The 24911-nt window shown below is 68.8% G+C and carries 19 protein-coding genes; 12 read left to right on the forward strand and 7 right to left on the reverse strand.

Annotated elements, in window-relative coordinates; all coding sequences use genetic code 11:
- Nucleotides 1-26: 26 nt before the first annotated feature.
- From ACJMKZ_RS02030 to ACJMKZ_RS02050, 5 genes are read right to left on the reverse strand one after another with little or no spacing between them, the layout of a single operon-like run.
- The gene (locus ACJMKZ_RS02030; RefSeq protein WP_405231525.1) at nt 27-1427 is read right to left on the reverse strand and encodes an MATE family efflux transporter; all 1401 of its coding nucleotides are present in this window, start codon (nt 1425-1427) and stop codon (nt 27-29) included.
- A 24-nt stretch (nt 1428-1451) separates the two neighbouring features.
- Nucleotides 1452-2828: a glutamine synthetase family protein gene (locus ACJMKZ_RS02035; RefSeq protein ID WP_405231526.1), complete on the reverse strand. Its 1377-nt coding sequence runs from the start codon at nt 2826-2828 to the stop codon at nt 1452-1454.
- Between the two features lie 38 nt (nt 2829-2866).
- Nucleotides 2867-4387, reverse strand: a complete 1521-nt coding sequence (locus tag ACJMKZ_RS02040) for an aldehyde dehydrogenase (RefSeq protein WP_405231527.1) — start codon at nt 4385-4387, stop codon at nt 2867-2869.
- Complete coding sequence (locus ACJMKZ_RS02045) at nt 4384-6519, reverse strand: acetate--CoA ligase family protein (RefSeq protein ID WP_405231528.1); 2136 nt, start codon at nt 6517-6519, stop codon at nt 4384-4386. The genes ACJMKZ_RS02040 and ACJMKZ_RS02045 overlap by 4 nt, the downstream gene beginning before the upstream one ends.
- A gap of 18 nt (nt 6520-6537) precedes the next feature.
- Entirely contained in the window at nt 6538-7881 is a 1344-nt protein-coding gene (locus ACJMKZ_RS02050; RefSeq protein ID WP_405231529.1) for an aspartate aminotransferase family protein, read from the reverse strand.
- 90 nt (nt 7882-7971) lie between these two features.
- Between ACJMKZ_RS02050 and betI the strand changes: the two genes are divergently transcribed.
- The 6 genes from betI to ACJMKZ_RS02080 all read left to right on the forward strand — a co-directional run bounded on the left by betI (nt 7972) and on the right by ACJMKZ_RS02080 (nt 13875).
- Entirely contained in the window at nt 7972-8604 is a 633-nt protein-coding gene (gene betI / locus ACJMKZ_RS02055) for a transcriptional regulator BetI (protein ID WP_405231530.1), read from the forward strand.
- A gap of 26 nt (nt 8605-8630) precedes the next feature.
- Nucleotides 8631-9791, forward strand: coding sequence for an acyl-CoA dehydrogenase family protein (locus ACJMKZ_RS02060; RefSeq protein ID WP_405231531.1), 1161 nt, complete (start codon nt 8631-8633; stop codon nt 9789-9791).
- Nucleotides 9792-9861: 70 nt separating this feature from the next.
- Nucleotides 9862-11001 (forward strand): polyamine ABC transporter substrate-binding protein, encoded by a 1140-nt coding sequence (locus ACJMKZ_RS02065; RefSeq protein WP_405231532.1) that lies wholly within the window; start codon nt 9862-9864, stop codon nt 10999-11001.
- A complete protein-coding gene (locus ACJMKZ_RS02070) occupies nt 11001-12164 on the forward strand; it encodes an ABC transporter ATP-binding protein (protein WP_405231533.1) in 1164 nt (387 codons plus the stop codon). The genes ACJMKZ_RS02065 and ACJMKZ_RS02070 overlap by 1 nt, the downstream gene beginning before the upstream one ends.
- Before the next feature lie 5 nt (nt 12165-12169).
- Complete coding sequence (locus ACJMKZ_RS02075) at nt 12170-13066, forward strand: ABC transporter permease subunit (protein ID WP_405231534.1); 897 nt, start codon at nt 12170-12172, stop codon at nt 13064-13066.
- Nucleotides 13063-13875 (forward strand): ABC transporter permease subunit, encoded by an 813-nt coding sequence (locus ACJMKZ_RS02080; protein WP_405231535.1) that lies wholly within the window; start codon nt 13063-13065, stop codon nt 13873-13875. Before ACJMKZ_RS02075 ends, ACJMKZ_RS02080 begins: the two co-directional genes overlap by 4 nt.
- Nucleotides 13876-13880: 5 nt before the next feature.
- Here the strand turns inward: ACJMKZ_RS02080 and ACJMKZ_RS02085 are convergent, their stop codons facing one another.
- Nucleotides 13881-14915 carry a sodium:calcium antiporter gene (locus ACJMKZ_RS02085; RefSeq protein WP_405231536.1) on the reverse strand — a complete coding sequence of 345 codons (1035 nt, stop codon included), beginning with the start codon at nt 14913-14915 and terminating at the stop codon, nt 13881-13883.
- Between the two features lie 206 nt (nt 14916-15121).
- Here ACJMKZ_RS02085 and ACJMKZ_RS02090 point away from each other — a divergent pair, with 206 nt between their 5' ends.
- Nucleotides 15122-16699 carry a long-chain-fatty-acid--CoA ligase gene (locus ACJMKZ_RS02090; protein ID WP_405231537.1) on the forward strand — a complete coding sequence of 526 codons (1578 nt, stop codon included), beginning with the start codon at nt 15122-15124 and terminating at the stop codon, nt 16697-16699.
- Nucleotides 16700-16736: 37 nt separating this feature from the next.
- Here ACJMKZ_RS02090 and ald read toward each other — a convergent pair whose 3' ends face one another.
- Nucleotides 16737-17858, reverse strand: coding sequence for an alanine dehydrogenase (gene ald / locus ACJMKZ_RS02095; protein ID WP_405231538.1), 1122 nt, complete (start codon nt 17856-17858; stop codon nt 16737-16739).
- A gap of 142 nt (nt 17859-18000) precedes the next feature.
- On the opposite strand from ald, the gene ACJMKZ_RS02100 reads away from it, so the two are divergent.
- From ACJMKZ_RS02100 to ACJMKZ_RS02120, 5 genes are all read left to right on the forward strand, one after another.
- Nucleotides 18001-18462: an Lrp/AsnC family transcriptional regulator gene (locus ACJMKZ_RS02100; RefSeq protein WP_405231539.1), complete on the forward strand. Its 462-nt coding sequence runs from the start codon at nt 18001-18003 to the stop codon at nt 18460-18462.
- A gap of 105 nt (nt 18463-18567) precedes the next feature.
- Complete coding sequence (locus tag ACJMKZ_RS02105; RefSeq protein WP_405231540.1) at nt 18568-19176, forward strand: flavin reductase; 609 nt, start codon at nt 18568-18570, stop codon at nt 19174-19176.
- 3 nt (nt 19177-19179) lie between these two features.
- Nucleotides 19180-20355, forward strand: a complete 1176-nt coding sequence (locus ACJMKZ_RS02110) for a M20 family metallopeptidase (protein ID WP_405231541.1) — start codon at nt 19180-19182, stop codon at nt 20353-20355.
- A complete protein-coding gene (locus tag ACJMKZ_RS02115; protein WP_405231542.1) occupies nt 20352-21368 on the forward strand; it encodes a hypothetical protein in 1017 nt (338 codons plus the stop codon). The genes ACJMKZ_RS02110 and ACJMKZ_RS02115 overlap by 4 nt, the downstream gene beginning before the upstream one ends.
- A 91-nt stretch (nt 21369-21459) precedes the next feature.
- A complete protein-coding gene (locus ACJMKZ_RS02120; RefSeq protein ID WP_452233298.1) occupies nt 21460-24750 on the forward strand; it encodes a VPS10 domain-containing protein in 3291 nt (1096 codons plus the stop codon).
- The last annotated feature ends 161 nt before the right edge of the window (nt 24751-24911 follow it).

The raw sequence follows: 24911 nt of genomic DNA on the forward strand, positions 1-24911 counted from the left end.
TCCCTGCCCCGTCCGGTTTGCCCGGTTCATGAAGTGACAGCCACGGGCTGCCTGCCCGAGGCCTTGCGGAAGAAGGCGAGTGTCATGAGCGTCGAGGAGACGGCGACGCCGCCCGTCATGCCCCACCACAGGCCGACGCCGCCCAGCCCGAAGGCGAAGCAGACCACCGTGCCGCTGCCGAGCCCGAGCAGCCAGTAGCCCAGCACCGCGTAGAGCATCGGTGTGCGGGTGTCGCCGAGCCCGCGCATGGCGTTGGCGGCGATGATCTGCAGCCCGATCAGCAGCTGGAACAGGCCGGCCGCGAAGGCGAAGGAGGCCGCCGCCTCGCGCACCGCGAGCGCATCGGGCTGCGCCGGGTCGAGGAACAGCCCGACGATGGCCGCCGGAAAGAACCACAGCACCGCCGCGGCGAGGCCGAGCACCGCCAGTCCCATGCGCAGCGTGATGGCCGCGGCCTGCCGGGCCGCCGGCGGACTGCCCTTGCCCGTGCCGAACGCGACGCGCACCCGCACGGCATCGCCGAGACCGGCCGCGATGCTGAGCGAGACGTAGACCACCGTGTAGACGATCTGCTGCGCCGCCAGCTGGACGGCGCCCAGCAGGCCCACCAGCACGGCTGCCACCGTGAACATGCCGCCGGAGAGCAACTGGGCCCCGGCCACCGGCAGGCCGAGCGAGACGAGCCTGCCGGCCAGCGGCCGATCCGGAGGCCCTATCGCGATAGCGCGCGACCAGCGTACGCGCAGGCCGCCCCGTCCGCCCACGTGCACGGCCAGCGCCACGAACATGAGCCAGCTGACGATGGTCGTGCCGAGCCCGGCGCCGAACACGCCCAGCGCCGGGAAGCCGAAATGCCCGAACACCAGCGTGTAGTTCAGCCCGGCGTTCAGTATCAGCGCCGCGACCGATAGGACGAAGATCACCATCGGCTTCTCGACCGCCGTGACGTAATTCCTGAGGACCGTGAACCACAGGATCGGCAGCACGGCGAACGTCAGTGCATGGGTATAGGGCGCGACGGCCGCCACCACCCGCTGGTCCTGGCCGGCCAGCGCGAGCAGCGGGGCCAGATACCAGGTGGCGATCATCACCGGCAGCGAGAACACGGTGGCGACGAGCAGGCCCTGCTCCACCACCCGTCCGGCCGCCTGCATGTCCCCGCGGCCCCGGGCGTGGGCCACCAGCACGGCCACCATCGACACGGTGCCCATGCCGATCAGCAGCAACACGTAGAACCAGTCGCCGGCCAGGCCCACCGCGGCGAGTTCGATACTGCCGAGGTGGCCGACGATGATCATGTCGATGATCAGCATCGCCATCTCTACCAGGTACGCGGCGATCAGCGGCCCGCTGATCGCCGCCAGGCTGGCCCGCTCGCCCGCGCGGGTCGGCAGCCAGTAGTGTGCTCCGCCGGATTCCGACTTCATCTTCCGGCTCCCCCGGAGCGTCGTTCAGACGTTCCTCAGATACCATTGGTAATCACGATCGGTTATCTCGTTGTGGATGCGCTGGTTCTCGGCCCGGCGCGCATGCTCGTAGACCCGGCAGTACTCGTCGCCCAGGTATTCACGCAGGAAGCGGCTGGCGCCGAAGCGCTCCAGCGCCGCCTCCCAGCGTATCGGCAGGTTCACCTCCGGTTCGATGCTTTCGCCCTCGGCCACCATGGGGCCCGGCTCGATGCCGCGGCTGATGCCATGGTGGATGCCGGCGAGCACGGCGGCCGCCACCAGATAGGGATTCGCGTCCGCGCCCGCCGTGCGGTGTTCGATGCGCAGGTTGTTCGGTCCCGAAAGCGGGATACGCAGTGACACGCCGCGGTGATTCACGCCCCAGTTCGGCGTCACCGGGGCGAAGAAATCCGGCCGCAGCCGGCGGTAGGAATTGGCGTTCGGCGCGAATATGGCCATGCCGTCCGCCATGGTCTCCTGCAGTCCGCCGATGGCATGGCGCAGCGCAGCGTCGAAGGGCGGTTCGGCGAGTGCCGGGTCGCCGCCCGAGAAGAAATTGGTGCCGTCCGCGCGCACCAGACTCACGTGCAGGTGCAGTCCGTTACCGGTGTATTCGCCGAAGGGCTTGGCCATGAAACAGGCGGCCGTGCCGTGGCGGCGTGCGACGGCGCGGATGACCCGTTTCAGCAGCACCGCGTGATCGCAGGCCGCCAGCGGGTCTGCCACGTGGTGGAGATTGACCTCGAACTGCCCCGGTGCGAATTCGGAGATGGTGGTGCCGACCGGCAGCGACTGGGCCCGGCACATCGCCATGAGTTCGTCCAGGAACTCTTCGATGTCCCACAGATCCTGCGGGTGATAGACCTGTTCGCCGCGCTGACCGTGGCCGGTGCCGATGATCGCCGGCATGCGGGGCGCTACGCCGGTATGTGCCGCGTCGAGGAGGTAGAACTCGAGTTCTACCGCCATGACGATCGTGAGCCCCATCTCTCTGAGAGGCCGTGCGGCGCGTTCGAGTACGTGGCGGGGGTCGGCGAAGTAGGGGCTGCCGTCCCGTTCGTACAGCGAGAAAAGCACCTGGGCACAGTCCCGCCGCGCCCAGGGGATCGGCGCCAGGGTCTCCGGGATCGGGCGGGCGTAGACATCCGGGTCGCCGTCGTCGGCACCGTAGGGCAGGCCGTCTATCACGGCGCCCATGGAGTCGAGCATGACCACGCTGCCCGGGATGTTGAAGCCCTTCGAGAAGACTTTCGCGAACTCCTCCGGCAGCACGCGCTTGCCGCGCAGCACGCCCACCATGTCGGCGATCAGCAGCTCCATCATGCCGCAGTCGGGGTGCGCGGCGAGATAGCCCTCCAGCTTACCGTCCGACGCTGCCATTCTCGCTCCTCCCCTGCCTGCGGCTGCCGTCGCCCGCCTCAGGCGAGGCTGATCCAGGCCGATTTGGTCTGGGTGTACTCAAGGAGACTGTCGAAGCACTTGTCGCGGGCGTTGCCGGACTGCTTGTAGCCGCCGAACGGCTGTGTCATGTCAGCCTCGTCGTAGGTATTCACCCAGATGATGCCGGCCTCGAATTCCCGTATGAAGCGGTGGGCGGTGCGTATGTCGCGGGTCCAGATGCTCGCGGCGAGGCCGTAGATCGTGTCGTTGGCCACACGGATGGCCTCGTCGGCGCCGTCGAAGGGGATGACGCTCGCGACCGGGCCGAAGATCTCCTCGCGGGCGATCGTCATCTCGTTGTTCACGTCGACGAACAGCGTGGGATCCACGTAGGCGCCTTTGGGATACTGCTCGGAGGCAGTGCCGCCGAACAACAGTTTCGCGCCTTCCTTTCTGCCGGTCTCGATCATGCCGAGCACCCGCTTCTGATCCTGATGCGTCACGAGCGGACCGAGATTCGTCGCCGGGTCGAGCGGATCGCCGGCCTTATAGGCGTCTTTGCCCTCGGCGACGAAACGCTCCACGAATTCGTCGTAGATCTTGCGGTCCACCATGATGCGAGAACCGGCGTTGCACACCTCGCCCATGTTGGCGTAGATGGCGTGGTAGGCGGTCTCCACGGCCCGTCCGAGATCGGGCAGGTCGTCCATGAACACCTGCGGGGACTTGCCGCCGCATTCCAGTCCGACCTTCTTCATGTTCGACTGGCCGGCATACTGCAGGATCAGCTTGCCCACCGCGGTGGAGCCGGTGAAGGAGATCTTGGCGACGTCGTTGTGCAGCGCCAGTGCCTTGCCGGCGGTCTCGCCCATGCCGTTGACCACGTTGAACACGCCCGGCGGCCCGCCGGCCTCGACGAAGAGTTCAGCTATGCGCAGATTGGACAGCGGCGATTGTTCGGCGGGTTTCAGGACGACGGTGTTGCCGGCGGCTAGCGCCGGCGCGTATTTCCACGCGGCCATCAGCAACGGATAGTTCCAGGGAGAGATCGCCCCCACCACGCCCAGCGGCTCGCGCAGCACGAGATTCATCGCGTCGCTGGCGGTATTGGTGATAGCGCCCTCGATCTTGTCGATGCTCTCGCTCATGAAGCGGATCGTATCCGCCACCAGCGGAACGTCGACGGACAGCATGTCCGAGATGGGCTTGCCCATGTCCAGCGTGTCCATCAGCGACAGTTCCTCGGCGTGCTCCTCGACGAGATCGGCGAAGCGATACATGATCTCCATGCGCTTGCGCGGCGCCATCTTCGACCACACGCCGGAGCGGAAGGCGGCCTTCGCGGCAGCCACGGCGGCATCGATGTCCTTCTCCGTGCCCTCGGCCATCTCGGCGAGCACTTCGCCGGTGGCGGGATTCACGGTCTCGAAGCGGCCGCCGTCGATGGCGTCCACGAATTCTCCGTTGATGAACAGGCGGGTCTCCAGCCGCTTCTTCAGCCGGTCCGCAGCCTGATGCCAGCGCGGGGCGTCGTATTCTGCCAGTGCTTCCAGTGTCATGCTGTTTGCCTCTCTGGGGTCTTGTCGTCGTGCAATACCGTGAGCGCGTCGACGGCGACGCAGCCCCCGGCATGGACGAGGAGGGGATTGACGTCGATCTCACGGACGACGTCGCCGAGTTCGGCTGCCATTACCGAGAATCTTGCGGCCGCGTCGCACAGGGCGTCAACATCGGCCGGCGGCCGGCCCCGCGCGCCGTCCAGCAGCGGGCGCAGACGCAGGCGCTCGATCAGGCGGCCGGCCCAGGCCGCGTCGAAGGGCGGCAGGGCGAAGGCGACATCGGCGTGGAGCTCGGTATGGATGCCGCCCATGCCTATCGCGACCACCGGACCGAGGTCAGGATCCGTGCTCATGCCGAGCAGCACCTCGATGCCGGCCGGCTGCATGGCGGAGACCTCCACGGCGGGGCCGAAGCGGCCGGCCAGTTCCCGCCAGGTCTGCGCGACCCGGGTGCGTTCGTTCAGTCCGAGCCGCACACCGTCGACCTCGCTGCGATGGGCGATGCCCGGCGCCGCCGTCTTCAGCGCGACGGGGCCGCCGAGGCGCCGCCAGGCGGCCACGGCTTCGTCTTCGGTACGTGCGAGTTCGCTCGCCGTGGCCGCGATGCCGAAATCCCGCAGCATCGCCAGTGCGGTGGCGCTGTCCGTTGTGCCGCCGCCCGCCAGTCGTTCGCGCCAGCGCGGACCGGCATCGGCCGGGGCGGGAGGTGCGGCGGGATCGGCCCGTTCGCGGCTGTCCCGCCAGGCGAGCAGGCAGCGCACGGCCGCCAGGGTCGCCGGGACGCCGTCGAGCACCGGGAAGCCGAGGTCCCGGGTGGCGCTGATCACCAGCGGGTCGCTGCCGGTGCCCTGTCGCGAGCCGATCAGCACCACGGGTTTCCCGCTGGCCGCGTGCGCGCGGCGCATGTAGTCCACATAGCTCTCGTAGATCCGGCCGTAGGGCGCGCGATCGTGCACCAGCAGCCCGATGGCGGCGCCCGGGTCGCACATCAGGATGCCGAGGGCCTCCGCCATCCGTTCTTCGGCCTCCGTCCCGCCGCGGCTCCAGCCGTCGAGCGGGTTCACGGCCGGCAGCTCCGGGTCGAGCACGTCCTCCAGCCTGCGCACGGTGGCGGGGGCGAGGTCGGTCAGTTCGACGCCGGCGTCTGCGGCGAGATCCACCATGAGCTGCCGCTCGCCGCCCGAATCGTGCAGGGAGACGACGGTGCCGGCGGCGGGCCGATGGGGCTGGGCGAACAGGATGAGGGCGTTGGCGAGTTCGTCGAGGTCGCGTACGCGTTGCACGCCGTAACGGTCGAACAGGGCCTCGTAGGCCGCGTCGTCGCCGGCCAGCGTGCCGCAGTGGGAGATGGCCAGCTCGGCCGCCCACGCCGTGCGGCCGGTCTTGACCACAACGATCGGGATGCCGCGCTCCCTGGCTTTCGCGAAGCCGGCGGCGAGACCCGCCGCGTTGCGCGCGCGCTCCAGGAACAGTCCCACCGCCCGCGTCTCAGGCAGCTCCAGCGCGAAATCGAGATACTCGTCGAGGCCGGTCGTGAGTTCCTGGCCCGTGGACACGGCGAGATTGAAGGCCAGGCGCTCGTCGCAGTCGACGATGCCGCACATGCCGGCGCCGGATTGCGAGATCAGCGCGACGTTGCCCGGCGGCTCGTGATGGCGCGCATCGAAGCCGGTCGCCCAGACCCGGTCCCGGACGTTGTAGAAACCCATCCCGTTGCCGCCGCAGCACAGCACGCCGGCTTCTGCGAGCCGCGCGGCGACTCGCTCTCTCAGCACCGGCCGCCCGGCCGCCCGTGCCGCGGCGTCGTCAGGGACCGCGAGTGCAGACATGATCGTGACGGCGGCGGTCCCCGCCTGCAGCGCATCCTCCAGCGCGGCCTCGATCCGCTCGTCGGATACCGCGAAGATCACCATCTCCGGGATTTCGGGCATCGAATCGAGGTTCGGCAGGCATTCCAGGCCGGCCAGCTCGGTGTAGCGCGGGTTCACCGGATAGATGCGCCCCTCGTAGCCGCTGGCGAGGAGGTTCGCCAGGGCGAGCTGCCCCAGGCTCGACTGCCGTGCCGAGGCGCCGACCAGCGCGACGGAGCGCGGCCGGAGAAGCGGGTCGAGGCGGTGAGCCGGGGCGTTCAACCTGCGCCGACCCTGTCGTCAGGACCCGGTGCTGCGACGCGCCGCGGCCCGTCCGGCGTCATGGGCCAGCTTGCGTTCCAGTGCCGCCTCGAAGTGTTCGAGGGTCTCGCCGAGGCAGTCGCCGGTCTCGTGCGCCTCGCAGATAAACCAGGGCTCCCGCGAGTCCGGCTCGACCAGGACACCGAGGTCGTGCAGGTGGGGTGCCAGGCTGTCGTAGAACCCGTAGTCGGTGTTGACCCAGTCGCGGTAATCTCGCGGAGGCTCCTCGCGGAAGAACAGTCCGCCCATCGAGGGATGGCCGACGAAGCAATGGGGTATCGACCGGCGGTCCAGTATCTCGCCGATGCCGGCCTGGAGTCGCCGGCCGTAGTCCTCGATGGTGGCGAGCGCGTCGGTCTCCTCGAGGATCTCGAGCGTCTTCTCGGCCGCGGCGAGAGCCACCGAGTGGGCGGTGAACGTGCCGCCGTGGACGACGCCGTCCTCGATCTTGCGCATGAACTCCTCGCGGCCGGCCAGCACCGCCAGCGGGTAGCCGTTGGCGACGGCCTTGGCGAAGGTGCAGAGATCCGCCTCGATGCCGAACAGTTCCTGCACGCCGCCCTTCGCCACCCGGAAGCCGGTCTTCACCTCGTCCACGATCATCAGCACGCCGTAGCGGCTGCAGAGCTCCCGCACGTCCGCGAGATACTGCGCTTCCGCGGTGATCGAGCAGCAGTTGCCCATGATCGGCTCGATCAGGAATGCGGCGATGTCGTCGCCGTGGCGGCGCAACACGTCCTCCAGCGCCTGGGCGTCGTTCAGCGGCACCGTGTGGTGGAGCTTCTTCATCAGGTGCGGTACGCCCTCGCTGTAGGGCATGACCTCCGGCTTGCCGTCCCCCGGCTCCCACTCCTCCACGTCGGAGTACCACAGCACCGAGTCGAACACGCCGTGGTAGCCTCCTTCGACCACCACGTAGGAGTCCTTGCCGGTATAGCCGCGGGCCAGGCGCAGCGCGGCCATGACCGCCTCCGTGCCGGAGTTGGAGTAGCGCACCAGCTCGGCCGAGGGGACCATGCGGGCGATCTTCTCCGCCACCTCGTATTCGCGCTCGGTGGCGAGCGCGAATACGCCGCCGACGTCCATGCCGTCCCGGGCCGCGGCATCGACGCGGGGGTCGGCGTAGCCGAGGATGCAGGGCCCGTATCCCAGCCGGTAATCCACGTAGACGTTGCCGTCGATATCGGTCAGGCGACCGCCCCGGCCCTCGCGGACGTAGATGGTGCGATCCTCTCCCCAGTAGCGGAAATTCGACGCCACGCCCAGCGGCAGCCGGGTGGATGCCTTGCGGAATTGTTCGTTGGATCTGGTCAGGTCACGCATGGTCCGCTCCTCGGCCGCGGCTGTCGGCGGCGCACGCACTGTGGCAAAAAAGTGAATGAACAATCATTCATTAAGCGCTATCATAGACCAATGACGAGACAGCGCGCCACCCGCGCCGCACCGGAGGTCCGCCGGCGCCAGCTCATCGATGCCACGCTCGTATGCATCGAACGCTCGGGCATCAGCGGGCTCACGCTCGGCGAGGTGGTCGCGGAGGCCGGCCTGGCGCAGGGCATCGTGAATCTGCATTTCCAGAGCAAGGACAACCTGCTGAACGAGACCCTGCGCAGCCTGGCGGACCAGTACGAGGCGACCGTCTCGGAGGCCCTGGCGGGCGCGGGGCCCGATCCGGCCGACCGGCTGGCCGCGGTGGTGGCGGCCGATTTCAGCCCGTCGGTCTGCAACCGGCGCACCCTCGCCGTCTGGTTCGCTTTCTACGGCGAGGCCAAGTCCCGGCCCACCTACCGGCGCATCTGCCGCGCCCGCGACGCGGCCAACGAGCGGCGGCTGACTGCAGTGGTGGGGGAGATGCTGGCGCAGGGCGGCGGCGCGGGCATGGACGCGCGCACCATCGCCGATTCGCTGGCGGCGCTGACGGACGGGCTGTGGCTGAACTGCCTCATGAGTCCCGGCGAGTGGAGCCGGCGGCGGGCTCGGAACACCACCTTCGCCGTACTGGAGAGCCTGTTCCCGCAACATCTGGCGGGATTGGCGCAGGGCTGAACGCAGAAGCCGGGAGAACGGGAAGAATGGACATCCAGCTGGACGACACGAGCCGGGAGTGGCAGCAGAGGGCGCGCCGCTTCGCCGAGGACTATCTGCAGCCGCACGAGATCGAGGCCGAGCTGAACGACGGCCGGTTGCCGCCCGAGACGGAGGCGCGCAACAAGGCACGCGCGCTCGAACTGGGTTTCAGCGCCATGGACGTCCCCGAGGAGTACGGCGGGCTCGGGCTTCCTGTCGTGACCCAGGCCGCCGTCTGGGAGCAGCTTGGACGCACCACCAATGCGCTCTCCTGGTGTTTCGCGGAACCGCAGAGCTGGATGTTCGAGGCCTGCAGCGAGGAACAGATCGAGCGCTACATCCTGCCGCTGATGCGTGGCGAGCGGCACGACTGCTATGCCATCACCGAGGCCGGACCCGGCTCGGACGTGGCCGGTCTGACGGCGACCGCCGCCCGCGACGGCGACGACTACCTGCTGAATGGCGAAAAGTGGTACGTCACGAGCGCGAACCTCGCGGATTTCTTCTGGTTCCAGGGCCGCGTCGACGGGGGCGAGGAGCAGGCCCTGTTCTTCGTCGACCAGGAGACGCCCGGCATCGAGATGATCGACCGCCCCCATTTCAGCCATACCTTCGCCGCGCATCATCCCACCTACCGGTTCGCCGACGTCCGCGTGCCGGCCGCGGCGCGCGTGGGGCGGGCCGGGGACGGCATGACCTACACGCGGGCCTGGTTCCGGCGTGAGCGGCTGATGATCGGGGCGCGCTGCTGCGGCGCGGCGGCGCGGCTGATCGAGGAGGCTACGGCGTTCGCGGCCGGGCGGGAGGTGGGCGGCGAGCCGCTGGCCGAGAAGCAGGCGATACAGGCCCTCCTCGCCGACAGCGTCACCGAGCTGTGGGCGGCGCGGCTCATGACCTACGAGGCAGCGGCGGCCCAGGACCGCGGAGAGGACGTGAAAACGCTGCACGCCCGTTGTTCGCTGGTGAAGCTGTACGCCTCTGAAATGGCCAACCGCGTGGCCGACCGGGCCGTGCAGATATTCGGCGGCCGCGGCTACATGCGCGAGAACGTGGCCGAGCGCTTCTTCCGCGAACTGCGCGTCGACCGTATCTGGGAGGGCACCAGCGAGATCCAGCGCCAGATCATCGCCGGCTGCCTGCTGAAGCGCGGACTCGATGGCATGTGATGCCGCGCCGCGGCGGGATCGGCCCGCGCGGTCGCTTTACAACCCGCCGGATTTTGCGCATAAGGAGCCGATGCGAATCTCATCGACTTTATCGGCGGTTTCGTCTGCCCTGGCCGTCATCCTTGTCGCCGGCCTCCTCCTCCTGAGCGCAGGCTGCGGCGGCAGCGAGTCGGGAGCCGACGGCGGCGCGAAAGTGGTGAACGTCTTCAACTGGTCGGACTATATCGGGCCGGACACCATCGAGCGCTTCGAGCGCGAGACCGGTATCGAGGTCAACTACGACACTTACGATTCGTCCGAGATCGTCGATGCGAAACTGCTCGCGGGCAATACCGGCTACGACGTCGTCGTGCACTCGGGCCAGTTCTCGGCCCGGCTGATCCCCATCGGCATCTACCAGCCGCTGGACCGCTCTCGGTTGCCGAACTGGAAGCACCTGGACCCGAAGATCATCGAGCAGGTCGAGGGCTACCCCGGCGCCAACGAACACTCCGCGGTGTATATGTGGGGCACGACCGGTTTCGCCTATAACGTGGACCTGGTGCGCGAGCGCATGCCCGACGCGCCGGTGCACAGCGCGAGGATGCTCTTCGACCCGGAGATCGTGCGGCGCTTCGCCGATTGCGGCGTGACGCTGCTCGACTCGCCCACCGACGTCTTCCCGATGGTGCAGGCCTATCTGGGTCTGCCGCCCGGCAGCCTCGAGCCGGAGCATCTGCAGGCGGCGGAGGAGCAGCTGATGCGCGTCCGGCCCTATATCCGCTACTTCAGCTCGACGAAGATGATCAGCGATCTGCCGAACCGGGAGGTCTGCATCGCCATGAGCTGGTCCGGCGACTACGCGCAGGCGGCGGCGCGCGCGGCCGAGACGGCGGCGCCCGTGCACCTCGAGTACACGGTGCCGGCGGAGGGCACGCTGCTCTGGTACGACGGGCTGTATATCCCGGCGGACGCGCCGCACCCTGACAATGCGTACCGCTTCATCAACTTCCTGCTGCGGCCCGAGGTGATCGCTGACATCTCCAACTACGTCTACTACGCGAACGGCAACCGTTCCTCGCTGCCGCTGCTCGACCCGGCGGTCGTGAACGATCCCGGCATCTATCCCGACGATGCCGTCTGGGAGCGCGCCCATCTCGCCCCGGTGTCGCCGCCGAAGATGGAGCGACCCCGCACACGGGCCTGGGCCCGGGTGAAGAGCGGCATCTGATGCAGGGGGCAGTGCCGGGCGCGAGGACGCCGGAACAGAAGGCGGCGGAACGCCCCTGGGAGGAGCCTGGCGCGCGTCCGTTCATCGAGCTGCAGGGCATCGGCAAGCGCTTCGGCGATTTCGTGGCTGTGGACGGCGTTGATCTCGCCGTCTACCGAGGCGAGCTCTTCTCGATCCTCGGCGCTTCCGGCTGCGGCAAGACGACGCTGCTCAGGATCATGGCGGGTTTCGAGACGCCCAGCGCCGGCCGCGTGATCATCGACGGCGCCGACGTGACCGACCAGCCGCCGTACCGGCGCCCGGTCAACATGATGTTCCAGTCCTACGCGCTCTTCCCGCACATGAGCGTCCGGGACAATGTCGCGTACGGTCTGAAGAAGGAACGCCTGCCCCGCGGCGAGATCGACGACCGGGTGGCCGCCATGCTGGAACTCGTGAAGCTCGCCGAGTTCGCCGGGCGCCGGCCCGGGCAGCTCTCCGGCGGGCAATGCCAGCGGGTGGCGCTGGCACGCGCTCTCGTCAAACAGCCGAAGGTATTGCTGCTGGACGAACCGCTGGCCGCCCTCGACCGCAAGCTGCGCGAGCACACCCAGTTCGAACTCGCCAATCTCCAGGACGAGCTCGGCATCACCTTCGTCGTGGTCACCCACGATCAGGAGGAGGCGATGATGCTGTCGACCCGCGTCGCGGTGATGGAGGCGGGGCGGCTGCGCCAGGTGGATACGCCGAGCCGCGTGTACGAGTATCCCGGCTGCCGTTTCGTCGCCGAGTTCATCGGCAACATCAATATTTTCGAGGGCCGGGTGGCAGAGGCGAAGCGCGACCGCGTGGCCGTCGAGTGCGCCGATGCCGGCACCGTCCTGCATGCGGAGACCTCGCAGAATCCCGCTCCGGGACGGCGCGCGAGTATCGCGATCCGCCCGGAGAAGATCTTCATCGACAAGGAGCCGCCGGCCGGGCGCGAGCAGACGACGCTGCGCGGCGTCGTCTGGGATTTCGGCTATTTCGGCAATCTGTCCCTCTATCAGGTGCGGCTCGCCAGCGGCAAGGTGGTGCTGGTGAGCGCGCAGAACCGGCGCCGCTCGGCCGATCGTCCGATCGACTGGGAGGACGAGGTCTATCTGTCCTGGGACGCGGCCAGCACGATACTGCTCGAGGACTGAACGGCGTGCCTCATCCGGACGGACACCGCCACCGCGACGCTCTCTGGGAGCGGATCGTGGTGGCGGCGCCCTATATCTGGCTGCTGGCGTTCTTCCTCGCCCCGTTCGCGATCGTCCTGAAGATCAGCCTGGCCGATCCGGTGATCGCGCAGCCGCCGTTCACGCCGCTGCTGGATCCGGCCACAGGCGAGCTGCAGGCGAGCATGGACAACTATCTGTTCCTGCTGCAGGACAAACTCTACCTCTACACGTATCTCCGTTCGGTGCTGCTGGCCGCGAGCGCGACCGTCCTCTGTCTTCTGCTCGGCTACCCGATGGCGCTCGCGATAGCGCGCGCCGGCGAGCGGGTGCGCGGCTACCTGCTCCTCGCCATCATCCTGCCGTTCTGGATCTCGTTCCTGCTGCGGGTGTATGCCTGGATCGGTCTCCTGAACAACCACGGCTTCATCAACCAGCTGCTGCTCTGGCTGGGCGTCATCGATCAGCCGCTCGCGCTCCTCTACACGGATCTGGCGATCTACATCGGCATCGTCTACTCCTATCTGCCGTTCATGGTCCTGCCGCTCTATGCGACGCTGGAACGGCTGGACCCGGACACCGTGGAGGCGGCAGCGGATCTCGGCGCGCGGCCCTGGGAAGCGTTCCGCGACGTCACCTGGCCCATGTCGCGGCCGGGCGTCATAGCCGGCTGTCTGCTGGTCTTCATCCCGGCCATGGGCGAATACGTCATCCCCTATCTCCTCGGCGGCCCGGAGAGTCTGATGATCGGCCGCGTGCTGTTCGACGAGTTCTTCGTCAATCGGGACTGGCCCCTGGCGTCGAGCGTCGCGGTGGTGCTGTTGCTGCTCCTCGTCGCGCCGATCATGCTGCTGCAGCGCTACCAGGCGGGGGGCGAGCGATGAGGCACCGGTCCCGTTTCCTGCTGAGCGTGCTTGCCTTCGGCTATGCCTTCCTCTATCTGCCGATCGTGCTGGTCGTGATCTATTCGTTCAACGACTCGCGGCTGGTCACGGTGTGGGGCGGGTTCTCCACGCGCTGGTACGGGGAACTGCTGCGCAACGAGGAGGTGCTCGATGCGGCATTGCTCAGCCTGCGCGTCGCACTGGTTACCGCGACCGTCGCGACCGTGCTCGGCACCCTGGCCGGGCTGGCCCTGGCGCGCTTCCACCGCTTCCGCGGCAGGACGCTGTTCACCGGCATGATCACTGCGCCGCTGGTGATGCCCGAGGTGATCACCGGTCTCTCGCTGCTGCTCCTGTTCGTGACGCTGCAGGGCCTCATCGGCTGGCCGGGAGGGCGGGGCGCGACGACCATCACCATCGCCCACATCACCTTCGCCATGGCTTACGTAGCGGTGGTGGTGCGGTCCCGGGTCGTCGCGCTGGATACCTCGCTGGAGGAGGCCGCCATGGACCTCGGCGGGCGGCCGCACCGGGTGCTCTTCGATATCACGCTGCCGCTGATAGCCCCCTCCATGGCGGCCGGCTGGCTGCTCGCGTTCACGCTCTCGCTGGACGACCTCGTCATCGCGAGTTTCGTATCCGGCCCCGGCGCGAGCACGCTGCCGATGCTGATCTTCTCGAAGGTGAAGCTCGGCGTGACGCCGGACATCAATGCGCTCGCCACCCTGATCATCGCCGTCGTCTTCGTCGGCGTGCTGATCGCGTTCTTCGTCACCCGTCGCCGCTCGACAGAGCCGCCGCCCGGCTGAGTGCGTCAGGCGGCCAGCCCGACGAGGCCGGCGCCCGCGAGATAGACGAGCAGCAGCAGGACGCTCTCGAAACCGATATTGCCCACGCCATGGCGTTCGCGGAACAGCAGGCCGGCCATCAGGACGGCGGTCATCAGCAGGGTCAGCGCCAGCCAGAGCAGCTCGCCGCCTGCCAGTGCCGCGTAGATGGGGCCCTCCCGGTAGGCGAAGTCGGATACGGCCACGAACAGGGTATCGAAGGCGTTGCCGCCGATGATGTCTCCCACCGCCAGCGTGAGGGCGCCCATGCGCACGGCCGAGACGGCGATGACCAGTTCCGGCAGCGAGGTGGCGACGGCGGTGAGGGTACCGCCGACGAAGCTCTCCGACAGCCCCGTCCGGGCGGCCAGCGGGACGGCGACTCTTGCGAGGACCCAGCCCGAGGAGCCGACCAGCGCGGCGCAGCCGGCGAAGATCAGCCACAGCGACGGCAGTCCCAGCCGGGTACGCAGGGGGCGGGCGCTGCCGTCCGGGCGCGTGTCCGCCGTGCGCTTCGGCAGCCACATGGGGCTTTTGTGGGTGCGCACCAGCAGCGACAGGCCCAGCAGGTAGGCGCCGATCAGCACGGCACTCACGGGGTGTACGCCGAGCACGGCGAGCCCGGGCACGGCGAAGGCGATCATCTGCAGCGCGAGCAGGATCATCAGGAACGCGCACATCATCAGGTTCTCGACCGACGCGGCCGCATGTTCCAGGTTGGCCCGGCGATAGAAGATGTCCGCGATGGCGAGGAAGGCGGTCTGCGCCGCGATGCCGCCGAGTGCATTGCTCACCGCCAGTTCCGCGTGCCCGTTCCAGGCGGCGGTCACCGAGGTGGTGATGCCGGACAGCGACGTGGCGCCGCCGATCAGTACGGCGCCCATGAGCGCCTCGCCGAGGCCGGTGCGGTGGGCGAGGTCCCGCGCCGCCCGGGTCATGATCACTCCGAACACGCCGATCAGTGCCGCCGCCGCGCCGAAGGCGGCCACCAGCGCGGTCAGCGGCCAGCCCGTCGGGTCCATGCCGATGCCCCGCAGTCCTGCTCGCAGCCCATGATCATGCGGTCAGCCTACGCGAGAGCGCCGGCCGCTGTCTGCCGTGGCTGACCGCAGCGTGGCCGGAACAGATGAATCCCGCGGCCGGAGTGCGCATAATCGACGACGCGCCACATGACTCGCCACGCCTCGCGCGGCGACGCAGACAACGATAACCGGAAGGGGGATGCCGCATGCAGGTACCGCTGCTCGTCGACGATTTCCTGGAGCGCCCCGTGCGGCTGTACCCGGACAAGACCGCGGTCGTGGACGGCGATCGCCGCTATACCTACGCCGAATACGCGGAACGGGTCTGGCGGCTGGGCAACGCGCTGGCGGGGCTGGGCATCGGGCAGGGAGACCGGGTCTGCATCCTGAGTCCGAACTCCCACTTCTTCCTGGAGAGCTTCTTCGCCACCGCCCGCATCGGCGCGATCCTGGTACCGCTCAACTACCGGCTGACGCCGGAAGACCATGCCTACATCATCGATCACGCCGGCGTGAAGGCGGTGCTGGTCGATTACGAGTACACGGGCATGGTGGACGCCATCCGTGAGCGGCTGCCCACGGTGGAGCACTGGGTGGTGGCCGCCCACGACGGCGCCGAACGGGACGGCTGGACGGACTGGGAGGCGCTCATCGCGGCAGCGTCGTCGGACGCGCCGGCGCCCCCGGCGCGGAACGAGAACGACGTGGTCTCCATCAACTACACCTCCGGCACCACGGCGCGGCCGAAGGGCGTCATGCTCACGCACCGCAACTGCTACCTGAACGCCTACAGCCTGATCGCCCATCTGCGCGTGGCGCATGACGACGTGGAGCTGTGGACGCTGCCGCTGTTCCACGTAAACGGCTGGGGCGGCGTCTACGCGCTGACCGGCATGGGCGGTACCCACGTCGTCCTGCGCGCGGTGGAGGGCCGGCGCATCTACGAGCTGATGGAGCAGGAGGGCGTGACCTTCGCCTGCATGGCCCCCGCGGTGCTGCGCACCATCCTCGACTACCCGGACAAGGACGCCCACGAAATCGCCGTGAAGCCGCGCTTCACCGTGGCCGGCGCACCGCCCCCCGCCGCCTTCATCGAGCGCCTGGAGCGGGAGCTCGGCTGGCAGTTCATCCAGCTCTACGGCCTCACCGAGACGTCACCGTTCCTGACCTATTCCGGCCCTGACTACGGGACGGCGGAGGACGACTGGCAGCGCCGCGCCCGCGCCGGGGTGCCGGCCATCGGCGTCGACATCCGGCTGCTGGACGGCGACGGCAACGAGGTGGCGAAGGACGGGGAGTCCGTGGGCGAGGTCTGCGCGCGCTCCAACGTGGTGTTCGAGGGTTACTGGCAGCAGCCCGAGGAGACCGACAAGGCCATCCGCGACGGCTATTTCCACACCGGCGATCTCGCCGTCTGGGACGCGGTGGGCAACATCCACATTGTCGACCGCAAGAAGGACGTGATCATTTCCGGCGGCGAGAACATCAGCTCGCCGGACATCGAGGATACGCTGTACAGGCACCCGGCCGTCCTGGAGTGTGCCGTCATCGGCGTGCCCCACGAGAAGTGGGGCGAGACGCCGAAGGCGCTGGTGGTGCTGCGCGACGGTCACGACGTCGGCGAGGAGGAGCTGATCGCCTTCTGCCGGGACAACATGGCGCACTTCAAATGCCCCACGTCGGTGGAGTTCATCGAGGAACTGCCCCGCACCGCCACGGGCAAGCTGCAGAAGTTCAAACTCCGCGACCGCTACTGGCAGGGCGGCCGGCGGGTGTCCGGCTAGCGTTCTACGCGGCCGGCGCCACCGGCCGGCGTCGTGCCTAGGCCGCGCGGACCGCTTCCTCCGGCGGCATGTAGCTGTAGCCGAGATCCTCCGCCACGGCCTCGTGCGTGACGTGACCCGCGTGCACGTTCAGCCCGTGGGCCAGGTGCGCGTCGGCCGCCAGCGCCTTGCGCCAGCCGTGGTCCGCCAGCGCGCGCACGAAGGGCAGCGTCACGTTGGTCAGTGCGAACGTGGACGTGCGCGGCACCGCCCCCGGCATGTTGGTGACGCAGTAGTGCACCACGTCGTCCACGATGTAGGTGGGTTCCGCATGCGTGGTCGGCCGGCTGGTCTCGAAGCAACCGCCCTGGTCGATTGAGATGTCGACCAGCACCGAACCGGGCCACATCGCCTTCACGTGCTCCTCCGTGACCAGCTTGGGCGCGGCGTGGCCGGTGATCAGCACCGAGCCGATCACGAGGTCCGCCCGCGGCACCAGGGTGTCGATGGAATGCTGGGTGGAGAACTCCGTCTTCAGGCGGCCGCCGAAGATGTCGTTCAGCTGTCGCAACCGGGGCACGGAGCGGTCGATCACCGTCACCTCGGCGCCGAGGCCGATGGCCATCTCCGCCGCATTCGTGCCGGCGACGCCGCCGCCCAGCACGACGACCCGGGCGGGCCGCACGCCGGGCACGCCGCCGAGCAGGATGCCGCGGCCGCCGCCGGCCTTCTGCAGCGCGAAGGCACCGGCCTGGATGGACATGCGCCCGGCCACCTCGCTCATGGGGGTCAGCAGCGGCAGCGAGCCGCCGGGACCGGTGACGGTCTCGTAGGCGACGGCCGTGCAGCCCGACTTCACCAGGCCCTCTGCCTGCTGGGGGTCGGCGGCGAGATGCAGGTAGGTGAACAGCACCTGCCCCTCGCGCAGCATCTCGCATTCCTTCAGCTGGGGCTCCTTGACCTTGACGATCAGCTCGCCCTGCTCGAACACCTCCGCCGCGTTGGCCGCGATGCTGGCGCCGGCCGCGCGGTAGTCGTCGTCGCTCATGTTGATGGCAAGCCCGGCACCGGTCTCGACGATCACCTCGTGGCCCGCCTGCACCATCTCCTTCACGCCGGCCGGCACCATGCCGACCCGGTACTCGTGGATCTTGATCTCTTTCGGTACGCCGATACGCATGGTGTTCCCCCTGTCTCGCCGGCAGTCTCAGATATCAACAGCATAGCGCCGGGGGCGGGCGGCCGTTGCGAATTACGGGCATGCCGACCGGCTTTCATGGCAGAATCTGCGAGAATAAGCTGTTAATACGCAATTCCCTGCGATGAATACGGATCGTTACGACAGAGCCATACTTTGCGCCCTGCAGCGCGACGGGCGCATCAGCAACGTGGAGCTCGCCGCCCGGGTGAATCTCTCCGAATCCGCTTGCCTGCGCCGGGTGCGAGCTCTCGAGCGGGCCGGGCTCATCGAGCGCTATGCGGCGCTCCTCGACCAGAACCGGGTGGGGCTGCCGGGCAACGTCTTCGTCAGCATCACGCTGCAGCGCGAGGAGCAGAGCGACCTCGACGCGTTCGAGGCGGCCGTGCGCGAGCTGCCGGAGGTGATGGAGTGCTATCTCATGACCGGCGAGTTCGACTACCTGCTGCGCCTGGTGGTCGCCGACATGGCGGACTTCGAGCGCATCCATCGCCAGCACCTCGCCACGCTGCCGGGTGTGGCCCGGGTGCACTCCAGCGTCGCGCTGCGCACGGTGCGGCGCACGACGGAGCTGCCCATCCCCTGAACTTCCCGTCAGGCCCCGCGCGCCGGCGGCATCTACTTATTGGTCGGACACGGGGCCGGCGGTAGCGTGGAAGCGAGGCCGGCAGGCAGCCGCAAGGAGGTCGGTATGACGGATGCACCCCGCAGCCGGCGCGTGGCACTCGACGTCTCGCGCCCCGTGTGGGAGCGCTGCTTCACGGTGGCGCCCCTGGTGCTGGTGGGCACCCGGGACGAGGACGGCAGCCCGGACCTCGCGCCCAAGCACATGGTCTCCCCGATGGGCTGGGAGAACTACTTCGGCTTCGTCTGCACGCCCTCCCACAGCACCTACCGCAACATCCGCCGCACGGGCGTCTTCACGGTCAGCTATCCGAGGCCCTCCCAGGTCCTGTTCGCGGGCCTGGCCGCCTCGCCGCGGTGCGACTCCGGGGAAAAGCCGGTCCTGGATGCGTTCACCACGTTTCCCGCGGAAAAAATCGACGGCGTGTTCATAGAGGACGCGTATCTGTTCCTGGAATGCGAGCACCACCGGACCTACGACGACTTCGGCGTCAACAGCCTGGTCACCGGGCGCATCGTCGCCGCGTGGATCGATGCCGCCGCGCTGCGCGCCTCCGACCGCGACGACCAGGAGCTGATCCGCGACGCGCCCCTGTTCGCCTATCTCCACCCCGGGCGCTTCGCGAGCGTCGACGCGTCGAACGCCTTCCCGTTCCCGGCCGACATGAAGAAATAGGCCATGGACCGGCTGCGTGGACCCGAGATCCTGGCGCAGCTCGAGACCGAGCGGGACCGGCTCATCGGTTTCCTGCGCGAACTGGTCGAAGCGGAGTCACCCTCGTCGGTGCCCGAGACGCAGCGGCGGGTACGGTCACTGCTCGCGGCCGGCCTGGAAGAACTCGGCTACCACACGCAGCCGCTGCACGGCCGTCAGACCGGCGGCCATCTTTATGCGCGGCCCCGCCACCGGCGGCGCGGCGCCGGCGTGCAGCTCGTGATCGGTCACTACGATACGGTCTGGCCCGTCGGCACCCTGGCCGAGCGACCGTTCGAGGTGGACGGCAACGTCATCCGCGGGCCCGGCGTATTCGACATGAAGGGCGGGCTCGCCCAGATCGTCTTCGCGCTGGCGGCCCTGCGCGCCCTCGGTCTCGAGCCGCCGCTCACGCCGGTGGTTTTCGTCAACGCGGACGAGGAGATCGGCAGCCGCGATTCCGGTCGCCACGTCCGTCGGCTCGCGCGCGTCGCCCGGCGGGCCTACGTGCTGGAGCCCTCTCTGGGGCCGGACGGACAGCTGAAGACGGCGCGCAAGGGAGTCGCGCGCTACACCGTGACCGTGCACGGCAAGGCGGCTCACGCGGGACTGGACCCGGAGGCCGGCGCCAGCGCCATCCTGGAGCTCTCGCACGTCATCCAGAAGCTGTTCGCGCTGAACGACGCGGAGCGGGGCGTGAGCGTGAACGTGGGTACGGTCGACGGCGGCATGCGGCCCAACGTGATCGCGCCGCTGAGCCAGGCGGTGATCGACGTGCGCGTGCCGGCCCACGATGATGCCGAGCGCATCGATGCGGCCATCCGCGGTCTCGAGCCGGAGACGCCGCGTGTGCGGATCCGCGCCGAAGGCGGCTTCGGCCGGCCTGCGCTGGAGCCGACGCCCCGCAACCGTGCCCTGTGGGAGGCGGCCCGGGCCCACGGCGAGGCGCTCGGACTCGATCTCACGGAAGGCCGCGCCGGCGGCGGCTCCGACGGCAATACCACCAGCCTGTACACCGCCACTCTGGACGGTCTCGGCCCGGTCGGCGACGGCGCCCACGCCGAGCACGAGTTCCTGTACCTCGACCGCACGCTGGAGCGCACCGCGCTGCTCGGCTCGCTGCTGCTCGCGCCGGACATCGCCGGGGGAGGCGACGCATGACCGGCCTGTTCCTCGGCAGCCTGACCCGTATCGCGGACCTCGACGTGGAGCCGTTCGCCATCGAACGCCTCCCGCACACGGCCTGGGCGGGAGGCGACTACGTGGTGGGCGCCGTGACCGGTACGCCCGGTCCGCTGTACGAGATCGAGACCGCCACGGGCCGTCACGTGCGGGTGCTGCCGGGCGATCTCGTGGTCGGCGCCTTCGGCAACCGGGAGGCCACGCTGGAAGGGGTCGGCAGCTGGCGTGACATCGAGGGCGACGAGATGCATGCGATGACCGGCGCCGGCCTGTTCGGACGCTTCGTTTCGCTCTCGCTCATGCTGCCCCAGCCGCTCACGCTGGAATACCGGGGGCACGTGCTGCGCGACGGCCGCAAGCTCGCGATGGGCGACTTCGTCGAGCCGGCCGAGCCGCAGTCCCTCGAGTGCCCGGTGGTGCTGCTCTACGGCACGTCCATGTCGGCCGGCAAGACGACCGCGGGACGCGTCATCGTGCACGAACTGTCGAATGTCGGCCTCGACGTGGTCGGCGTGAAACTCACCGGAGCGGGCCGCTACCGCGACGTGCTCAGTTTCCAGGACGCGGGTGCGGACGCGGTGTTCGACTTCGTCGACGCGGGCCTGCCTTCCACGGTGGTGCCGGAAGACGTATTCCTCACCGCCATCCGGCCGCTGCTCGGGCGCATCGCGCGGCGCCGGCCCGACGTGGTGGTGGTGGAAGCCGGCGCCTCGCCGCTGGAGCCCTACAATGGCGCCGCGGCCATTGCCGAACTCGGGGAGCGGATCCGCTGCGCCGTCCTGTGCGCCTCCGATCCGTATGCGGTCACCGGCGTCGAGCACGCCTTCGGCCTGCGCCCGGACGTGGTCATGGGGCCGGCCACGAGCACCAGCGCGGCAATAGCGCTGGTGCGCAAGCTGAGCGGCGTGCCGGCCATCAACGTGCTGAACCCGGGCTCGCTGCCGGCGCTGCGCCGCGTGCTCGCGGAGTGCCTGGGAATCCGCTTCCGCTGAACCGGCGGCGCCGGTTATGGCATAGTGTCCCACCCCTTCCGCCCGGCCGTCCGCCGGACGGAAATCCGGCCACACCACCGAAGGATGGATGATGAAGATGTCCGCCAGACTGCTGTTCGCTTCCCTCTTGCTCCCGCTCGCGGTCTTCGCGGCCGACGCGTCCGACGAGGAGGTCGAGCCGGGGCTCAACACGCCGACGCTGGAAGGGCTGGAACTGCGCAATATCGGACCCGCCTTCATGTCCGGGCGCATCGCGGACATCGTGCTGCACCCCGAAGACCCGAGCATGTGGTACGTGGCGGTGGGCAGCGGCGGCGTGTGGAAGACGAGCAACGCAGGCACCACCTGGCAGCCGATCTTCGACGACCAGAGTTCCTATTCCATCGGCTGCATCACCCTCGACCCGAACGACCCGGACACGGTCTGGGTGGGCACCGGCGAGAACGTGAGCGGGCGTCACGTCGGCTATGGCGACGGCATCTACCGCAGCCGGGACGGCGGCGAGACCTGGGAGCGCATGGGCCTCGAGCGTTCCGAGCACATCGGCATGATCCGCATCGACCCGCGCGACTCGAATGTGATCTGGGTGGCCGCGCAGGGCCCGCTCTGGTCGGCCGGCGGCCAGCGCGGCCTGTACAAGTCCGTGGACGGCGGCGAGACCTGGGAGAAGCTGCTCGGCGACGACGAGTACACCGGCGCGAACGAGGTGCATCTGGACCCGCGCGACCCGGACGTGGTCTATGCGGTGACCTGGCAGCGCTACCGCAACGTGGCGGCGCTGATGAACGGCGGTCCGGGCAGCGGCATTCACAAGTCCGAAGACGGCGGCGAGACCTGGCGCGAACTCACCGAGGGGCTGCCCGAGGACGACATGGGCAAGATCGGCCTGGCCATCTCTCCCCGGGACCCGGAGGTGGTCTATGCCACCATCGAACTCGCCCGCCGCACGGGCGGCTTCTGGCGTTCCGAGGACGGCGGCGAGACCTGGGAGAAGCGCAACGACTATCTCTCCAGCGGCACGGGACCCCATTACTACCAGGAGCTGTTCGCCAGCCCCCACGCCCTCGACCGGGTCTACCAGATGGACGTGTTCCTGCACGTCACCCATGACGGCGGCGAGAACTTCACGAAGATGGACTACGCCTCCAAGCACGTGGATCACCACGCGATGGCCTTCCGGCCCGACGATCCCGACTATCTCATCGTCGGCACGGACGGCGGCATCTACGAGAGCTTCGATCTCGGCGAGAACTGGCGCTTTGCTGCCAACCTGCCCGTCACCCAGTTCTACAAGGTCTCCGTCGACTACGACGAGCCGTTCTACAACATCTACGGCGGCACCCAGGACAACTCCACCCAGGGCGGCCCGTCGCGCACGCCGAACATCCACGGCATCACCAACGCCGACTGGTTCATAGCGCTCGGCGGCGACGGCCACGAGCCGGAAGCCGACCCCACGAACCCGGACATCGTCTACGTGCAATGGCAGCAGGGTAATCTGAACCGCTACGACCGGCGCACCGGCGAGACGGTCTACATCCAGCCCCAGCCCGCGCGGGGCGAGCCGGAGGAGCGCTTCAACTGGGATGCGCCCATCCTCATCAGCCCCCACGATCCCGCCCGGCTGTACGTCGGCAGCCAGCGGCTCTGGCGCAGCGACAGCCGGGGCGATGAGTGGCAGGCGCTCAGCGGCGACCTCACCCGCGACATCGACCGGCTGCGCCAGCCGATGATGGGCACGCGCTGGAGCTTCGACGCGCCCTGGGACCTGTACGCCATGTCGAAATACAGCACCATCGCCAACCTGGACGAGTCGCCGCTGGTCGAGGGACTCATCTACGTGGGCACCGACGACGGGCTGATCCAGGTGACCGAGGACGGCGGCGAGACCTGGCGCGAGATCGACTCGCTGCCCGGCGTGCCCGACTACTTCTACGTGAACGACATCAAGGCCGACCTGCACGACCCGGACACCGTGTACGTCGCGGTGGACAACCACAAGGCCGGAGACTTCGAGCCCTATATCCTGAAGAGCACCAACCGGGGACGCAGCTGGCGCAGTATTGCGGACGATCTGCCGGACCGGCACATCGTCTGGCGAGTGATCCAGGATCACGTGGACCCCGACCTGCTGTTCGCGGCCACGGAGTTCGGCCTGTTCTTCACCGTCGACGGCGGCGGCAACTGGACCGAACTGGACGGTGGCATCCCGACCATCTCGTTCCGCGACCTCGAGATCCAGCGGCGGGAGAACGACCTCGTGGCCGCCAGCTTCGGCCGCGGCTTCTTCGTGCTGGACGACTACGCACCGTTGCGCGACCTGAGCGGTGAGACACTCGCCGAAGAGACGGTGCTCTTCCCCGTGCGCGACGCCGCCTGGTACGTGCCCCGCAACTCGCTCGGCTGCGGCACGCCCGGCTGCAAGAGCAGCCAGGGCGCGAGCTTCTACGTCGCTCCGAACCCGCCCTTCGGCGCGGTGTTCACCTACTACCTGCCGGAGAAGATCCGCAGTCGGGAGGAACAACGCCAGGCGCGGGAGAAGGAGCTGAAGCTCGAGGGAGCGCCGATCCCGTTCCCGGACTGGGATGCCGTGCTCGACGAGGAACTGGAGGAGACGCCGGCCGCGTGGCTGACGGTGCGCGACGCGGCGGGCGAAGTCGTGCGTCACATCGAGGCGCCGGCGGAGGCCGGTTTCCACCGGATCGCCTGGGACCTGCGTTATCCGGACCTCAACCGCTGGGAGCCCGAGAGCGAAGAGGAGCCCTCGCCCTGGGAGACCCGTCACGGCGTGCTGGCCGAACCGGGTGAATACACAGTGACCCTGGCCCGGCGCGTAAACGGCCGCGTGGAGACGGTGGGCGAGCCGCGGAGTTTCCGCGTCAACTCCATCCGCGAGCCCGTGCTCGAGGGCCCGGCGCAGAGCGAGCGCGTACGCTTCGACCGACAGGTCGCCGAACTCGGCAGCGCGGTCAGCGCCGCGGTAGCTGCCGTGGAGGAACTCACGACCGAGACCGGCGCCATCAAGGACGTGCTGGCCCGCTCGACCGCGGATCCCGCGCTCTACGCCACGGCACAGAACATCGAGGAACGTGCACGGCGCCTCGGTGTGCGCCTCAGCGGCCACGGCGAACGCGCCGAGATGGGCGATTCGCAGCCGGTGTCGATCTCGCGTCGCCTGAACGTCGCCGGCTTCGGCAGCACCAGCAATGCCTATGGGCCGACCGGCACCCAGCGCACCAGCCTGCAGATCGCCGAGGCAGAGTTCGCGGAGGTGAAGCAGGCGCTGGACCAGCTGACCGACGTGGAACTGGCCGGTCTGAAGGAGCGCCTGAATGCCGCCGGCGTGCCCTGGTCTCCGGGCCGCGGCATCCCGCCCCGCTGACACATGTAGGAGGGCCTTCAGGCCCGACCTTGCTGTGGGAGGGGCTTCAGCCCCGATCCGCTTCTTCTATCGGCGTTGGCCCGCCATCGACCGGGGCGGACTACGGGGGACGCTCAGTCGGACGTCCTGTCCTCCTTCGCTTCGGCCGGGCCTCTTTCCCG

Origin of the sequence: Lentisalinibacter salinarum, from assembly GCF_040706555.1 — a bacterium.
In the GTDB taxonomy this organism is placed as follows: Bacteria; Pseudomonadota; Gammaproteobacteria; order Steroidobacterales; family Woeseiaceae; genus Lentisalinibacter; species Lentisalinibacter salinarum.

Bases quoted from the DNA above. Each gene is read 5' to 3' on its own strand.
- ACJMKZ_RS02030 (WP_405231525.1), bottom strand. From the start codon at position 1,427: ATGAAGTCGGAATCCGGCGGAGCACACTACTGGCTGCCGACCCGCGCG.
- ACJMKZ_RS02035 (WP_405231526.1), bottom strand. From the start codon at position 2,828: ATGGCAGCGTCGGACGGTAAGCTGGAGGGCTATCTCGCCGCGCACCCC.
- ACJMKZ_RS02040 (WP_405231527.1), bottom strand. From the start codon at position 4,387: ATGACACTGGAAGCACTGGCAGAATACGACGCCCCGCGCTGGCATCAG.
- ACJMKZ_RS02050 (WP_405231529.1), bottom strand. From the start codon at position 7,881: ATGCGTGACCTGACCAGATCCAACGAACAATTCCGCAAGGCATCCACC.
- betI (WP_405231530.1), top strand. From the start codon at position 7,972: ATGACGAGACAGCGCGCCACCCGCGCCGCACCGGAGGTCCGCCGGCGC.
- ACJMKZ_RS02060 (WP_405231531.1), top strand. From the start codon at position 8,631: ATGGACATCCAGCTGGACGACACGAGCCGGGAGTGGCAGCAGAGGGCG.
- ACJMKZ_RS02065 (WP_405231532.1), top strand. From the start codon at position 9,862: ATGCGAATCTCATCGACTTTATCGGCGGTTTCGTCTGCCCTGGCCGTC.
- ACJMKZ_RS02070 (WP_405231533.1), top strand. From the start codon at position 11,001: ATGCAGGGGGCAGTGCCGGGCGCGAGGACGCCGGAACAGAAGGCGGCG.
- ACJMKZ_RS02080 (WP_405231535.1), top strand. From the start codon at position 13,063: ATGAGGCACCGGTCCCGTTTCCTGCTGAGCGTGCTTGCCTTCGGCTAT.
- ACJMKZ_RS02085 (WP_405231536.1), bottom strand. From the start codon at position 14,915: ATGGACCCGACGGGCTGGCCGCTGACCGCGCTGGTGGCCGCCTTCGGC.
- ACJMKZ_RS02090 (WP_405231537.1), top strand. From the start codon at position 15,122: ATGCAGGTACCGCTGCTCGTCGACGATTTCCTGGAGCGCCCCGTGCGG.
- ald (WP_405231538.1), bottom strand. From the start codon at position 17,858: ATGCGTATCGGCGTACCGAAAGAGATCAAGATCCACGAGTACCGGGTC.
- ACJMKZ_RS02100 (WP_405231539.1), top strand. From the start codon at position 18,001: ATGAATACGGATCGTTACGACAGAGCCATACTTTGCGCCCTGCAGCGC.
- ACJMKZ_RS02105 (WP_405231540.1), top strand. From the start codon at position 18,568: ATGACGGATGCACCCCGCAGCCGGCGCGTGGCACTCGACGTCTCGCGC.
- ACJMKZ_RS02110 (WP_405231541.1), top strand. From the start codon at position 19,180: ATGGACCGGCTGCGTGGACCCGAGATCCTGGCGCAGCTCGAGACCGAG.
- ACJMKZ_RS02115 (WP_405231542.1), top strand. From the start codon at position 20,352: ATGACCGGCCTGTTCCTCGGCAGCCTGACCCGTATCGCGGACCTCGAC.
- ACJMKZ_RS02120 (WP_452233298.1), top strand. From the start codon at position 21,460: ATGAAGATGTCCGCCAGACTGCTGTTCGCTTCCCTCTTGCTCCCGCTC.